The sequence below is a fragment of the Microbacterium sp. GCM10027623 genome, assembly GCF_042666935.1.
Lineage (GTDB): Bacteria > Actinomycetota > Actinomycetes > Actinomycetales > Microbacteriaceae > Microbacterium.
This window is the reverse complement of sequence record NZ_JBHTHE010000002.1, coordinates 460,651-475,057: the sequence shown is the minus strand read 5'-3', so window position 1 is coordinate 475,057 and position 14,407 is coordinate 460,651. Positions and strand designations below refer to the sequence as shown.

Sequence of the window (14,407 nt, the reverse complement as noted above, 5' to 3'; positions counted from 1 at the left end):
CATGACCACCGTCTCGACCCGCGTGGCGGAGGATGCCACCCGCATCAGCGATCATCGCTGGGCGCACTTCATCCTCCGCCGCAGCGGGCGGCTCCTCGTGTCACTGTGGGCACTGGTGACCGCGTCGTTCCTGATGATCCACCTGATCCCGGGCGATCCGGTGCGCGCTGCACTCGGCCCCACCGCCTCGGCGTCGATCGTGGAGGCGCGACGGGAGTCGTTGGGATTGAACGATCCCCTCGGGGAGCAGTACCTGCATTACCTGCAGGGCGTGCTCACCGGCGACCTGGGCGTGTCCATCGGCTCGCAGCTCCCGGTGGCTCAGACGCTCGCGCAGCGACTGCCGCCGACGGCCGCACTGGCCGTGCTGGCCTTCCTGGTGGCGCTCATGGTCGCGATCCCCCTCGGCGTCGCCGTGGCGATCGCCACGCAGCGCGGTCGCGCCAGAGGCCTGGAGCTCGGCTTCAGCACCTCGAGTGTGCTGCTGGGTTCGATCCCGGAGTTCCTGCTCGCCGTCGCCCTGGTCGCCGTGTTCGGCGTGCAACTGGGATGGCTGCCCGTCGCGGGCCAACAGGGCCCGGCGTCATACATCCTGCCCGTGCTGGCACTGGCCCTGGGGCCGGCAGCAGTGCTCGCGCGCATCGTGCGGTTGGAGGTGCTCGCCGTGCTCGAGACGGACTTCGTCCGCACCGCGCAGTCCAAGCGCCTGCGCACCTCGCGGATCCATCTGCGGCACGTGCTGCCCAACGCCGTGACCGCGACCCTCACTCTCGGCGGTCTGCTGTTGAGCGGCATGGTGGCCGGGACCGTGCTCGTGGAGACGGTGTTCGCGTGGCCGGGTCTGGGCAGCACGATCGTCACCTCGATCCAGACGAAGGACTACCCGCTCGTGCAGGGCACGGTGCTGGTGTACGGCGTCGGCGTGCTGCTGACCAACACCGTGGTCGACGCCGTGCTGGCCGTCCTCAACCCGCAGTCGACGGTGGCGGAGGGATGATGCGCACCTTCCGCCTGATGCTGAGGAGCCCTCTGGGCGCGACGGCTTTCCTCCTGCTCGCCCTCGTGCTCGCCACCGCCGTGCTCGCCCCGCTGCTCTGGGGCGAGCAGGCCGGGGCCAAGGACACCGGCGATCTTCTCGCGCCGCCATCGGCGGAGCACTGGATCGGGACCGACAACCTGGGTCGTGACCTGCTGCTGCGCACCCTGGTGGCCACACGCCTCTCCATCATGCTCGCCGTACTGGCCACGGCCGTGGCGGTCGGCGCCGGGCTGGTTCTCGGCGCCGCGCCGCTGCTGCTCGGTCCTGTGCTCGGCCGCCCCGTGATCTGGTTCACCGGTATCGCGGTCGCCTTCCCGGGACTGCTGCTGGCACTGTTCTTCGCCGCGATCTTCGGCAGCAGTTCCACCGCCGCCGTCTTCGCGATCGGTCTGGCAGGCGCACCGTCGTTCGCCCGTCTGTGCCAGAACCTCATCGCCGGGATCGAAGCGCGAGACTTCGTCTCCGCCGCGCGGGCGGGCGGGGTCGGCCGGTTCCGCGTGCTGATCCGTCACGTCCTCCCGAACGTCGGCGAGCCGCTGATCGTGAACGCGACCATCGGAGCGGGCGGGGTGCTGCTGGCCTTCGCCGGTCTGAGCTTCCTCGGTCTGGGCGTCCAGCCGCCCGACTACGACTGGGGCCGGCTGATGATGGACGGCGTCCGCGCCATCTACAGCAACCCGGTGGCCGCGCTCGCCCCCGGTGCCGCCGTGGTGATCGCGGGGCTCGCCTTCAACCTCGTCGGCGAATCCGCCGCACGGGCACTGGGAATCTCCGACGACGCCCTGCTCACCTCGATGGTGCGGCACCGCCCGCTGCGTCGCCGATCCGCCGGTGCGCAGGTGGCGGCACCGGGCGCGCCCGAGGCAGACGTGCTGGACGTGCAGGATCTGCACGTGCGCTTCCCCGGTGCCGCCGGACCCGTGCATGCGGTTCGCGGCGTCTCCTTCACCGTGCGTGCGGGGGAGATCGTCGGGATCGTCGGGGCGTCCGGCTCGGGAAAGTCGATGACCGCCCTGGCGGTCGCCCAGCTGGTCTCCGATCCCGGACGGGTCGACGCCACCGCCATCCGCTTCCTCGGCACGGATCTGCGCACCGCCGGGAAGGAGCAGCTGCGTCGGCTGCTGGGGTCCTCGCTGGCGATGGTGTTCCAGGACCCGATGTCCTCGTTCAATCCGACCATGCGGATGGGCGACCAGCTCGCCGAGGTGGCGGTCGAGCACGGCGGACTCCGCCGGGGCGAGGCCCGCGAGCGCGCCGTCGACCGCCTCGGAGCGGTGCGCATCACGCAGCCGGCACGGCGAGCGCGTCAGTACCCGTATGAGTTCTCCGGAGGCATGCGTCAGCGCGCGATGATCGGCATGGGACTCATGACCTCACCCCGGCTGATCATCGCCGACGAGCCCACCACCGCTCTCGATGTCACGGTGCAGAGCCAGGTGCTCGAGCTGCTGCGCGCCGTCCGTGACGAGGAGGGAGCGTCGGTGCTGTTCATCAGCCACGACATCTCGGTGGTCGCGGAACTGTGCGATCGGGTGCTGGTGATGAACGCCGGAAGGATCGTCGAGGAGCTGAGCGCGTCGGAGCTGTCCTCGGCCCGGCATCCGTACACGCGCGCGCTGGTGGCGGCGGTGCCGCACATGGCGACCGATCTGGATCGCCCGCTTGCGACCCTCACCGACGAGGAGGATGCGCGATGAGCGAGCTCCGCTTCGAGAACGTGTCGGTGCGCTACGGCCTCGGCCGCGCGGCGACCACAGCCGTCGACGACGTGTCCCTCACCGTGCCCGACGGCGAGGTGGTCGGCGTGGTCGGCGAGTCCGGCTCGGGCAAGTCGACCCTCGCCCGAGCGGCCGTCGGTCTCGTGCCGGTGCACACCGGACGCGTCCTCGTCGACGGCGAGCCGATCCCCCGCCGCGGCCCCCGTCCCCTGCAGATGGTGTTCCAGGATCCTTACTCCTCGCTCGACCCGCGCATGACGATCGGGGCGAGCATCACCGAGGTCATGCCTCCGGGCATGACGCGTCGGGCGCGTGCGGCCGAGGCGGCACGTCTGCTCGAGCTCGTGCATCTGGATCCGGACCGGCTCGACGCGTATCCGACGCGGTTCTCCGGCGGGCAGCGTCAGAGGGTGGCGATCGCGCGCGCCCTGGCGGGCAGGCCCCGTGTCCTCATCGCCGACGAGATCACCTCGGCCCTGGACGTGCTGATCCAGGGGACGATCCTCAACCTGATCCGCGAGCTGCAGCGTGAGCTCGGCATCTCGATGCTGTTCATCTCGCACAACCTCGCCGTGGTCCGCTACGTCTCCTCCCGTGTCGCCGTGATGCACGACGGCCGGATCGTCGAGGAGGGTCCCGCAGCCGACGTGCTCGGCGCCCCGCAGGATCCGTACACTCGCGAGCTTCTCGCCGCGATCCCCCGACCTGTTCAGTTCACCCGCGATGAAGGAGCACACCGTGACCCGCAGAATGCGCATTGACGACGTCCTCGCCCTGACGATCCCGAGTCAGCCGGCGCTGTCTCCCGACGGCTCGCGTGTGGTGTACGTCCTGGGCGGCGCGGACGCCGAGGACGACCGTGCGACGAGCGCGTTGTGGATCGTGGAGGACGGCGTCGCCCGCCCACTCACGCACGGCAGGTCCGACACGGCGCCGGTGTTCTCGCCCGACGGCGATCAGCTCGCCTTCCTCCGCGAAGGCCAGCTGTGGACGCTTCCGCTGTCGGGCGGCGAGCCGCGCCGGCGCACCCGCCTGCCCCTGGGCGCCGGCGCCGCGGTGTGGAACGCCGACGGGACCCGGATCGCTTTCACGGCCCCGGTCGCGCGGGAGTCCGGCGAGACGGAGTCTGACGAGCAGCGCGCGGTGCGCGAGGCCGCGCCGATCGTCACCGATGCGCTGGACTACATGATCGACGGAGAGTGGTACGTGCGCGGTGTGCGCCAGCAGCTGCACGTGCTCGATCTGGCCGATGATCGCGTACGGCGGCTCACCGACGGCGAGGCGCACGTCGGCAGCCCGGCCTGGTCTCCCGACGGCACGCTCCTCGCGTACACCGCTCGGCCCGCCACGGCGACCGATCTGGACGCGCGCGCCGCGGTGCACGCGCTCGACCCGGCGGATCCTGCCGCGCCGCCGCGGCTGCTGGCGTTCGCGGAAGGGCTGGCTGCCACCGTCGCCTTCTCCCCCGACGGCGGTTCGCTTCTCGTCGTCGGCTGGACCGGCGAGCCGCACGGCCACGCCGGTCTGTTCCGGGTGGAGCGGGACTCGGGCGAGGTGACCGATCTCGCGGCCTCCCTCGACCGCAACGTCATGCCGGGCGCCCCCGCCTACCCCGGAGCGCTGCCGCAGGTCACCGCTGCCGGAGACGTGCTCTTCGCCATCCGCGACCGCGGCGCCACGCACCTGTACGCGGTGCCGCTGACCGGCGGCGACCCGCGACACCTGTTCGGCGGTGAGGACGAGGTCGTCAGCGGACTCTCGGTCGCGGACGACATCGCCGCGCTCGCGCTGGCGACGCCGACGTCTTTCGGCGAGATCGTCCGCCTCGACACCGCGACCGGCGCAGGCACCGTCGTCACCGCACACGGCTCCGCACCGGAGGACGCCGAGCTGTTCGTGCGGGAGAGCCGGGAGTTCGCCATCAGCGACGGCACCGTCGTGCAGGGCTGGATCGTGCGCGACCCGTCCGTCTCCGGCCCGACCCCGCTGCTGGTCGACGTGCACGGCGGTCCGCACAACGCGTGGAACGGCGCCATGGACGAGATGCACGTCTTCCACCAGGAGCTGGCGGCCGACGGCTGGACCATCCTCATGATCAACCCTCGTGGCAGCGACGGCTACGGTGAGGCGTTCTGGAAGGGCGTCAATGCCGCCTGGGGCGTGGCCGATGCGAACGACTTCCTCGAGCCGATCGACGAGCTCGTCGCCGACGGCATCGCCGACCCGGCACGGCTGGCGATCACCGGATACAGCTATGGCGGGTTCATGACCGCCTACCTCACCGCGCATGACGACCGCTTCGCGGCCGCGGCAGCAGGCGGCATCGTGTCGGACCTGGTGAGCATCGGCGGCACCAGCGACGACGCCCACCTGCTGAACGTCTTCGAGATCGGCGCGATGCCGTGGAGCGCCGAGGACCGCGAACGCCTCGCCGCCATGTCGCCGTACACCGCCGTCGAGAACGTCAGCACTCCCACTCTCGTCCTGCACGGCGAGAAGGACCAGCGCTGCCCGATCGGCCAGGCGCAGCAGTGGTACGCGGCGCTGCGCGAGCGCGATGTGCCGGCAAGGCTGGTCATCTACCCCGGAGGCAGCCACCTCTTCCCGCTGGCGGGTCCGCCGAGCCATCGCGTCGATTACGCGCGTCGGGTCGTGGAGTGGGTGAAGCAGTACGCCGGCGGCAGCGCGGGTCCCCGCCCCGCCCGCATCGACGCCGCGCACTGGCAGCGCCGGTTGGACGCCCTCGCCGAGCGGCACGGCGTTCCGGGCGCTCAGCTCGGCATCCTGCGCTACGACGCCGACGGCGAGGACGACCTCGTCACCCTGGCCACCGGGTCGCTCAACCGCACCCTGCCTCCGGCGTCCGCCGAAGCCCTCACGGACTCGCTCTTCCAGATCGGATCGATCTCGAAGGTGTGGACCGCGACGGTGATCATGCGCCTCATCGAACAGGGCCGCTTCACCCTCGACACTCCGGCGTCGGAGATCGTCCCGGGCCTGCGTCTCGCCAACGACGAACTCACCGCGGGCATCACCGTGCGTCACCTGCTCACCCACACCAGCGGCCTCGACGGCGACGTGTTCACCGACACCGGCCGAGGCGACGACTGCCTGGAGAAGTACGTCGACCTGCTCGCCGAGGTCGCGCAGAACCATCCGCTGGGCGCCACGTGGTCGTACTGCAACGCCGGCTTCTCCCTGCTCGGGCGCATCATCGAGCAGGTCACGAGCAAGACGTGGGACTCCGCGATGCGGGAGATGCTCTTCACACCGCTGGGTCTGACGCACACGGTCACCCTGCCCGAGGAGGCGATCCTGCACTCCGCCGCCGTGGGCCACGTCGACGCCGACGGAGAGCAGATGCTCGCTCCGGTGTGGGCGCTGCCGCGCTCGCTGGGGCCTGCCGGTCTGATCACCGCGCGTGCCGAGGATGTGCTCGCCTTCGCCCGCCTGCATCTCGCCGGCGGGATCGCCGGCGACGGCACACGGATTCTGGACGAGGCGACGGTCACCGACATGCAGGCGTTCCACGCCGAGGTGCCCGACAAGCACGTGCTGGGCGATTCGTGGGGTCTCGGCTGGATCCGCTTCGACTGGAACGGCGCACGGCTCTACGGCCACGACGGGAACACGATCGGTCAGGCGGCGTTCCTGCGCGTGCATCCGGAGTCCGGGGTCGCGGTGACCCTGCTGACCAATGGCGGACACACCCGTGATCTGTACGGGGATCTGTACCGGGAGATCTTCGCGGAACTGTCCGGTGTGCGCATGCAGGAGCCGGTGGAGCCGCCGGCGGAGCCGCTCGACGCCGACATCACCCCGTTCCTCGGCACCTACGAGCGCGCCTCGGTGCGCATGGAGGTACTGACGGGCGCCGACGGACCGATGCTGCGCACCACGCTGCTGGGCCCGCTGGCGGAGCTCGAGCCGAACCCGGTCGACGAGTACGCGCTGACCCCGATCAGCGACGGCGTCTTCGCCGTGCGCGAACCGGGCACGCAGACCTGGGTGACGACGACGTTCTACGCGCTGCCCACGGGTGAGGAGTACGTGCACTTCGGCGCCAGGGCGACCCCCAAGGTCGCGGGACCGCGATGAGCATCCTCGACACCATCCGACTGCTGGTGGAGTGCGAGTCCCCGTCTGCGGACCGCGCGGCCGTCGCTCGGTCCGCGGACCTGGTCGCGCGGCTCGGCACGGATCTGCTGGGGACGCCGCCGGAGCGCATCGAGGTCGACGGAGCCCCGCACCTGCGGTGGAGGTTCGGTCCGGCCACGCATGTCCTGCTGCTCGCGCATCACGACACGGTCTGGCCGATCGGGTCCGTCGAGCGCCTGCCGTTCGGCGTGCACGACGGCATCCTGACCGGCCCCGGGTGCTTCGACATGAAGACGGGCCTGGCCATGGCCCTGCACGCTGTCGCCGCGCTCGATGATCGGGACGGCGTCACTCTGCTGGTGACCGGTGACGAGGAGGTCGGATCCGCGCGTTCGCGGGCACTCATCGAACAGACCGCGACGGGTGCGCGCGCCGCGCTGGTGCTGGAGGCCTCGGCCGACGGCGGAGCCCTCAAGGGCGCTCGAAAGGGCGTGTCCCTGTACGAGGTGTCTGTCACGGGACGCGCGGCCCATGCCGGACTGGAGCCCGAGAAGGGCGTGAACGCGACCGTCGAGTTCGCGCACGTCGCCCTCGCGGCCGCCGCGCTGGGAGATGAGGCCGCGGGCACCAGCGTGACGCCGACGGTCGCGTCGTCGGGCACCACCACCAACACGGTGCCCGCGCACGCGCGGCTGTGGATCGACGTGCGTGCTCGCACAGCAGCCGAACTCGCCCGCGTCGATGCCGCTCTGCGCGCATTCGCCCCGGTGACGCTGGGCGCCTCGATCAGCGTCGACGGCGGCATCAACCGTCCGCCGCTCGAATCGCGGATGTCCGCCCGGCTCCACGCCCTGGTCGCGCGCCTCGCCGAGCGCTCCGATCTTCCGGTGCCCGACTGCGTCGCCGTCGGCGGCGCGAGCGACGGGAACTTCACCGCCGGGATGGGGGTACCCACCCTGGACGGCCTGGGTGCCGTCGGCGGCGGTGCGCACGCGGAGGACGAGCACGTCGTCGTCGCGGAGATCGCTCCGCGCACGCGGCTTCTGGCCGAACTGGTCGCAGAGATCTCGAGGACGGACGAGCCATGGCGCAGCTGACCCAGCAGGACGGCATCGCCGCGGATGCCGCTGTCGCCGCGAGCCGGGCGGCATCCGCCGCCGCGGTGACCATCCGCGAGCTTCCCGCCGTCGACGAGCAGGCCGACGCGATCCGACTTCTCACCGACATCTGGAAGCGCGCCCCCGAGAACCCTCCCGTGCCGCCGGAGCTGCTGCGTGCGATGAGCAAGGCGGGCAACTACATCGCCGGGGCCTACGACGGCGAGGCTCTCATCGGTGTCGCCATCGCGTTCCACATGAACCCCGAGCGCCACGCGCTGCACAGTCACATCGCCGGCATCTCCCCCGCCCATGTCGGCCGTTCGGCGGGCTTCGCATTGAAGCAGCATCAGCGGGCGTGGGCACTCGCCCAGGGAATCGACACGATCGAGTGGACCTACGATCCTCTGGTCGCCCGCAATGCCCACTTCAACATCGCGAAGCTGGGCGCGCAGGCCGAGGAGTACCTGGCGAACTTCTACGGAGAGATCGCCGACGGTGTCAACAACGACGACGAGACGGATCGCATCCTGGTGAGCTGGCATCTGCGCAGTCCACAGGCCATCGCGTGCGCGGCGGGCGTCCCGGCGACCGCGCACCGCGACCCAGGCGACGTGCACGTGGCGGTGCCCGCAGACGTCGAGCAGCTGCGACTGGTCGACCGCGCGGCCGCCCGCCGGTGGCGACGCACCGTGCGCGACCAGCTCACCGACCTGCTGGATGCCGGCGGTCGCATAATCGGATTCGACCGCACAGGGACCGACGGCACGCCGGGCTACCTCGTGCGGCCGGGAAGGAGCACACCATGAAGATCGAGGGCCTGGAGCTGCGGCGCGTCGCGATGCCCCTCGTCTCCCCGTTCCGCACCTCGTTCGGGACGCAGACATCCAAGGACATCCTGCTCGTGAAGGCCGTGACGGCCGATGGCGAGGGCTGGGGAGAATGCGTCACGCTGCCCGACCCGGTGTACTCGCCGGAGTACACCGACGGGGCCGTCGACGTCATCCGCCGCTTCGTGATCCCCGCTCTGTCGGGAGCCCCGCTCTCCGGCGCGCAGATGGTGAGCGAGAGGCTCGCCAAGTTCAAGGGGCACCGCATGGCCAAGGCCGCCGTGGAGATGGCCGTGCTGGATGCCGAACTCCGCGCCTCCGGGCGATCATTCGCCCGCGAGCTGGGCGCAGTCCACGACCGCGTCCCCTGCGGCGTCTCCGTCGGCATCATGGACGACGTTCCGCGGCTGCTCGACGCCGTCGACGAGTACCTCGCCGAGGGCTACGTGCGCATCAAGCTCAAGATCGAGCCGGGATGGGACGTCGATGTCGTCCGCGCGGTGCGCGAGCGCATCGGCGATGACGTGCTGCTGCAGGTGGATGCGAACACCGCCTACACGCTGCGCGACGCGCAGCACCTGGCTCGCCTGGACGAATTCGACCTTCTGCTGATCGAGCAGCCGCTGGAGGAGGAGGACGTGCTCGGCCATGCCGAGCTCGCACGGATGCTCAGCACGCCGATCTGCCTCGACGAGTCGATCACATCGGCGCAGACGACGGCCGCGGCGATCCGGCTGGGGGCGACCAGCGTCGTGAACATCAAGCCGGGGCGGGTCGGCGGCTACCTGGAGGCTCGACGGATCCACGATGTCGCGATGGCGAGCGGTGTGCCGGTCTGGTGCGGCGGCATGGTCGAGTCCGGGCTCGGGCGCGCGGCGAACATCGCCCTGGCGGCGCTGCCGGGCTTCGCCTTGCCCGGCGACGTGTCCGCCAGCGACCGGTTCTACCGCACGGATCTCACCGAGCCGTTCGTCATGGAGGACGGCCACCTGAGAGTTCCGCAGGGGCCCGGACTGGGCGTCACGCCGATCCCGGAGATCCTGGAGGAACTGACCACCTGGACCGAATGGGTGCCGATGTGAGGTTATGCTCGCGGACATGAGCTCGCTGTCACGGTCGAGTTGGGGACGCGTCTACAACGACCTCGGGGTCACCCTGCTCGAGATCGCCCACGGCGCGATCGACGTGGATCAGCACATCGGCGGCGTCGTCATCCACGATCCGATCGACGAGCCGGTGTACCCACCGGCTGCGATCGTCCTGGCGATCGGCATCCGCGACGCCGACGACCTCGCCGCCCTCACCGCGGAGGCGGGCAGGCAGCGGGCCGTGGCGGTGGTCGTGCGCGCCTCCGCGACGCTGCCGGATGAGGTGCTGCGCTGCGCCGAGGACGCCGGAATCGCCATCCTGGGACTGGCGCGAGGAGCCACCTGGACCCAGCTCGCGGCGCTGCTGCGCTCCGTCCTCGCCGAGGACGACATCGGTCACACCCCTGCCGAGTCCCTGGGCGGCATACCGTCGGGCGATCTGTTCGCGGTCGCGAACGCGATCGCCGCGCTGTTGGACGCCCCGGTCACCATCGAGGACCGGTCATCACGCGTCCTCGCGTTCTCGGGAGGACAGGAGCGGGCCGACGCCTCCCGTGTGGAGACGATCATCGGCCGGCAGGTGCCCGACCGCTACGCGCGGGCGCTCACCGAGCTGGGAGTCTTCCGCGACCTGTACAGGGACGACGCGCCGGTCGTCATCCACCCGCTGGACGTCGGTGAGGGAGTCACCACCCAGCGGGTGGCGATCGCCGTGCGCGCCGGCGACGAGGTGCTGGGCTCGATCTGGGCGGCGATGGACGGCGCCCTCACCCCCGAGCGCACCGCCACTCTTCGGGACGCCGCGAAGCTCGTCGCCCTGCATCTGCTGCGCGTGCGCGCCGGAGCGGATGCGGAGCTGCGGCTGCGCACGGAGCTGGTGAGTCGAGCCATCGACGGCGGAGCGGACGCGCGGGACGCCCTGGACCGGCTGGGACTGTCCCGGCAGCGCCTGTGCGTCTCCGCCGCGGCCCTCGCCGCAGCCGCCCCCGGCGAGCAGCGCAGCGACCAGGATCTGGTGGCGGACAGACAGCGACTGGCCGACGCGCTCGCGCTGAACCTCTCGGCCGTGCAGCGCGGGGCTGCGGTGGCACTGGTCGGCGACACCGTGTACGGCATCCTTCCCGTCGCCGATGATGCCGCCGAGGAGCGGGCCGTGCGCCTGGCCGAGGACTTCCTCCAGCGCGTCGGCTCGCGGCTGCCGGCTCTGATCGGCATCGGTCAGCCGGCCGAGTCGGTCGCCGACATCGCCCGTTCGCGCGCGCAGGCGCGTCGCGTGCTGCGTGTGCTGTCCGAGCGCCCGGGACAGCGCCGCGTCGCCCGGCTGCGCGATGTGGAGACCGAGTCGCTGCTGCTGGATCTGCGCGATCTGCGCTCCTCCCGCGGCGATGTCAGCTCCGGGGTGCTCGCTCCGCTGATGGAGTACGACGAGCGCAACGACGCGCATCTGGTCGAGACGCTCTCCGCCTGGCTGGACAGCTTCGGGGACGTGCGAGCGGCGGCCGCGGCCTGCTTCGTGCACCCGAACACGTTCCGCTACCGGTTGCGCCGGGTCGTGGAAGTGGGCGGGATCGATGTGGCCGACCCCGAAGCGCGCTTCGCCGCCATGCTCGAACTGCGCACCCGATCGCACTGATCGCCAGGCACGAGTGCGGCGGGGCCGTGGGCGAGCCGCGCATCATCCGGCTCGGGAGCGCCGACATAATGGAGTGCACATGTGAACGTACACATCCGGGAGGAGGCACCGTGGACCGCGTCCGTGCACCGAACATCCGCGATGTGGCCCGCCTGGCGGGCGTGTCGTATCAGACCGTGTCGCGGGTGCTCAACGACTCCCCCAACATCCGCTCGGTGACGCGGGACCGCGTGCTCACGGCGATCGCCGAGCTCGGATACCGACCGAATCAAGCCGCTCGCGCCCTGGTGACCAGCCGCTCGCAGACCATCGGCGTACTCACCTCGATGTCCGTGCACTACGGCCCGACCACGGCGATCAACGCGCTGGAGGTCTCGGCGCGCGAAGCGGGGTTCCGCACCAGCCTGACCACGCTCGCCTCCAGCGACGACGCGTCGATCCGCAGCAGCCTGGACTTCCTGATGTCGCAGCGCATCGAAGGGCTGGTCGTGATCGCACCGCAGGAGCGCATCCTCCACGCGCTCGACGAGGCTGCGGTGACCATCCCGACGATCACGCTGGACACCAGCGGCCGCGCCGGCGCGCACAGCGTGGGCGTGGACCAGGTCGCGGGAGCACGCCTCGCCATGGAGCATCTCATCGCACTGGGACACACCGACATCGTGCACATCGCCGGGCCGCGCGACTGGATCGAGGCCGACGCGAGGATGCGCGGCTACCTGCAGACGCTCTCCGACGCCGACCTGCGCACCCGGGCACCGATCCTGGGCGATTGGAGCGCCGGCTTCGGGTATCACGCGGGACGGGAGCTGCTGCGGTACCGCGATTTCACGGCCGTCTTCGCCGGTAACGACCAGATGGCGCTCGGCTTCCTGCACGCCTGCCGAGAGGCCGGCATCGAGACCCCGGATCAGATGAGTGTGGTGGGGTTCGACGACATCCCCGAGGCGGCGCACTTCGCTCCCCCACTCACGACGATCCGCCAGGATTTCGCGGAGATCGGGCGACGCGCGATGTCGATGATGCTCGGCCTGATCGGCGGCGAGCGGGCCGAACCCACCCAGATCGCGCCCGAACTGGTGCGCAGATCCTCCACTGCGCCGCCGCCGCACTGATCGCGGTCTGCGGCGCCCCGCCCGCTCATCCGACGCGCGGCTTGACAGATGTGACCGTTTCGCCTGTATCATCGAGCCGACGATGTGAACGGTCACATGACCGGCGGGATCCCCCGCGAACGACGATGGAGTCCCGATGCCGCACACCCCCGCCCCGCTCGAGAGCGGCGACGCCGGCGCGGCGGCCGTGATCCAGGTGCTCATCGCGCGCACCCGAGAGCGGCTCTGCGCGGCCTGCGCGCAGGAACCCGCGCGGGCGCACCCCGCCGCCCTCTCCGTCCGCGTCCCCGGCACCGAGCTCTTCGTGATCACACCGGACGCCACCGATCTGAACGTCGTCGGGCCCGCGCAGACGTCCGTGATGGACATGGACGGCCGCGTCGTCGCGACCGCCTGGGACGGACAGACCATCCCGTCGTCCGACGCCGCCGCGCACGCCGCCGCCCACGCCGCCGGCAGCCGCGAGCAGGACGCCGACGCGGGCCACGTCGTCGCGTCGGCCTCCGGGCGTCTCGCGCACGCCTCGACTCCCGCTGCCGCCCTCCTGGCGGTCACGGACCCGGTCGGCCCACCGCCGATCACCGGAACCCGCACGGGCTCCGACACCGCCCTTCCCCTCGGGAAGATCAGCGATCCACACCACCACAGAAGGAGCACACAGTGAAGATGAAGAGGTCTCTCGCGCTCGTCGGCATCGCCGCTACGGCCGCACTCGTTCTCGCCGGTTGCAGCGGAGCCCGCGGGGGCGGCGATGCGAACACCGCAGGCGACAAGCCGTCGTCCGACTTCACCGTCGGCGTCGCCATGCCCACTCAGCAGTCCGAACGCTGGATCGCAGACGGCGACAACGTCAAGAAGACCCTCGAGGAGATGGGGTACAAGGTCGATCTGCAGTACGCGAACGACGACATCCCCACCCAGGTCTCGCAGATCGAGAACATGATCTCGACCGGAGCCGACGCCCTGATCGTGGCATCCATCGACGGCACCACCCTCACCAGCGTCCTGCAGCAGGCGGCCGACGACGACATCCCGGTGATCGCCTATGACCGCCTGATCAACGGCACCGAGAACGTCGACTACTACACGACCTTCGACAACTACCAGGTGGGGGTGCAGCAGGCCACGAGCCTGCTGACCGGCCTGGGCGTGCTGGACGAGACCGGCAAGGACACCGGCGTCGCGGGCCCGCTCAACATCGAGGTGTTCGCGGGCAGCCCCGATGACAACAACGCGAAGTTCTTCTGGGACGGCGCCATGGACACCCTCCAGCCCTACCTCGACAAGGGGGTGCTGACGGTGCCGTCCGGCCAGCTGGACTTCGAGCAGGCCGCCATTCTGCGCTGGCTGCCGGAGACGGCGCAGAAGCGCATGGAGAACATCCTCACCATCATCGGCGGCACCCACCTCGACGGTGTCCTCTCCCCCTATGACGGCCTGTCCATCGGCATCATCTCGGCGCTGACGTCGGGCGGCTACTCCGCCGGCGAGCTCCCGGTCATCACCGGGCAGGACGCCGAGGCCGGCAGCGTGAAGTCGATCATCGCGGGCGAGCAGTACTCCACGATCTTCAAGGACACGCGCGAACTCGGCAAGGTCGCAGCGCAGATGGTCGACGCCATCCTCACCGGTGACGAGCCCGAGGTGAACGACACCGAGACCTACGACAACGGCAAGAAGATCGTGCCGTCGTACCTGCTCGAGTCGGTCATCGTCACCAAGGACAACTACGCATCCGTTCTGGTCGACAGCGGCTACTACACCGAGGCCGACCTCAAGTGAGTCCAGG

General features: G+C 70.7%; 11 protein-coding genes. All 11 read left to right on the top strand.

The window, feature by feature from the left end:
• Position 1: 1 nt before the first annotated feature.
• The 11 genes from ACFQY2_RS09580 (at position 2) to chvE (ending at position 14,400) form a co-directional block, all read left to right on the top strand.
• Entirely contained in the window at positions 2–997 is a 996-nt protein-coding gene (locus ACFQY2_RS09580; RefSeq protein WP_378745547.1) for an ABC transporter permease, read from the top strand.
• The gene (locus tag ACFQY2_RS09575; RefSeq protein WP_378745546.1) at positions 994–2,736 is read left to right on the top strand and encodes a dipeptide/oligopeptide/nickel ABC transporter permease/ATP-binding protein; all 1,743 of its coding nucleotides are present in this window, start codon (positions 994–996) and stop codon (positions 2,734–2,736) included. The genes ACFQY2_RS09580 and ACFQY2_RS09575 overlap by 4 nt, the downstream gene beginning before the upstream one ends.
• Positions 2,733–3,518: an ABC transporter ATP-binding protein gene (locus ACFQY2_RS09570; protein WP_378745545.1), complete on the top strand. Its 786-nt coding sequence runs from the start codon at positions 2,733–2,735 to the stop codon at positions 3,516–3,518. Before ACFQY2_RS09575 ends, ACFQY2_RS09570 begins: the two co-directional genes overlap by 4 nt.
• On the top strand, positions 3,496–6,855 hold the full coding sequence (locus ACFQY2_RS09565) for a serine hydrolase (RefSeq protein ID WP_378745544.1): 3,360 nt from the start codon (positions 3,496–3,498) through the stop codon (positions 6,853–6,855). Before ACFQY2_RS09570 ends, ACFQY2_RS09565 begins: the two co-directional genes overlap by 23 nt.
• Positions 6,852–7,952 (top strand): M20 family metallopeptidase, encoded by a 1,101-nt coding sequence (locus tag ACFQY2_RS09560; RefSeq protein ID WP_378745543.1) that lies wholly within the window; start codon positions 6,852–6,854, stop codon positions 7,950–7,952. Before ACFQY2_RS09565 ends, ACFQY2_RS09560 begins: the two co-directional genes overlap by 4 nt.
• Positions 7,940–8,761, top strand: coding sequence for a GNAT family N-acetyltransferase (locus tag ACFQY2_RS09555; protein ID WP_378745541.1), 822 nt, complete (start codon positions 7,940–7,942; stop codon positions 8,759–8,761). The genes ACFQY2_RS09560 and ACFQY2_RS09555 overlap by 13 nt, the downstream gene beginning before the upstream one ends.
• Positions 8,758–9,864, top strand: coding sequence for an o-succinylbenzoate synthase (gene menC / locus ACFQY2_RS09550; RefSeq protein ID WP_378745540.1), 1,107 nt, complete (start codon positions 8,758–8,760; stop codon positions 9,862–9,864). The genes ACFQY2_RS09555 and menC overlap by 4 nt, the downstream gene beginning before the upstream one ends.
• 16 nt (positions 9,865–9,880) lie before the next feature.
• Entirely contained in the window at positions 9,881–11,503 is a 1,623-nt protein-coding gene (locus ACFQY2_RS09545; protein ID WP_378745539.1) for a PucR family transcriptional regulator, read from the top strand.
• Positions 11,504–11,613: 110 nt separating this feature from the next.
• The gene (locus ACFQY2_RS09540) at positions 11,614–12,618 is read left to right on the top strand and encodes a LacI family DNA-binding transcriptional regulator (protein ID WP_378745538.1); all 1,005 of its coding nucleotides are present in this window, start codon (positions 11,614–11,616) and stop codon (positions 12,616–12,618) included.
• Positions 12,619–12,754: 136 nt separating this feature from the next.
• Positions 12,755–13,282: a class II aldolase/adducin family protein gene (locus tag ACFQY2_RS09535; protein WP_378745537.1), complete on the top strand. Its 528-nt coding sequence runs from the start codon at positions 12,755–12,757 to the stop codon at positions 13,280–13,282.
• Between the two features lie 2 nt (positions 13,283–13,284).
• Positions 13,285–14,400, top strand: coding sequence for a multiple monosaccharide ABC transporter substrate-binding protein (gene chvE, locus ACFQY2_RS09530; protein WP_378746151.1), 1,116 nt, complete (start codon positions 13,285–13,287; stop codon positions 14,398–14,400).
• Positions 14,401–14,407: the final 7 nt, after the last annotated feature.

Excerpts from the sequence above, each read along its gene's own strand:
- ACFQY2_RS09560 (WP_378745543.1), top strand. The coding sequence starts at position 6,852 with ATGAGCATCCTCGACACCATCCGACTGCTGGTGGAGTGCGAGTCCCCG.
- ACFQY2_RS09535 (WP_378745537.1), top strand. The coding sequence starts at position 12,755 with ATGCCGCACACCCCCGCCCCGCTCGAGAGCGGCGACGCCGGCGCGGCG.
- menC (WP_378745540.1), top strand. The coding sequence starts at position 8,758 with ATGAAGATCGAGGGCCTGGAGCTGCGGCGCGTCGCGATGCCCCTCGTC.
- ACFQY2_RS09545 (WP_378745539.1), top strand. The coding sequence starts at position 9,881 with ATGAGCTCGCTGTCACGGTCGAGTTGGGGACGCGTCTACAACGACCTC.
- ACFQY2_RS09575 (WP_378745546.1), top strand. The coding sequence starts at position 994 with ATGATGCGCACCTTCCGCCTGATGCTGAGGAGCCCTCTGGGCGCGACG.
- chvE (WP_378746151.1), top strand. The coding sequence starts at position 13,285 with ATGAAGAGGTCTCTCGCGCTCGTCGGCATCGCCGCTACGGCCGCACTC.
- ACFQY2_RS09555 (WP_378745541.1), top strand. The coding sequence starts at position 7,940 with ATGGCGCAGCTGACCCAGCAGGACGGCATCGCCGCGGATGCCGCTGTC.
- ACFQY2_RS09570 (WP_378745545.1), top strand. The coding sequence starts at position 2,733 with ATGAGCGAGCTCCGCTTCGAGAACGTGTCGGTGCGCTACGGCCTCGGC.
- ACFQY2_RS09580 (WP_378745547.1), top strand. The coding sequence starts at position 2 with ATGACCACCGTCTCGACCCGCGTGGCGGAGGATGCCACCCGCATCAGC.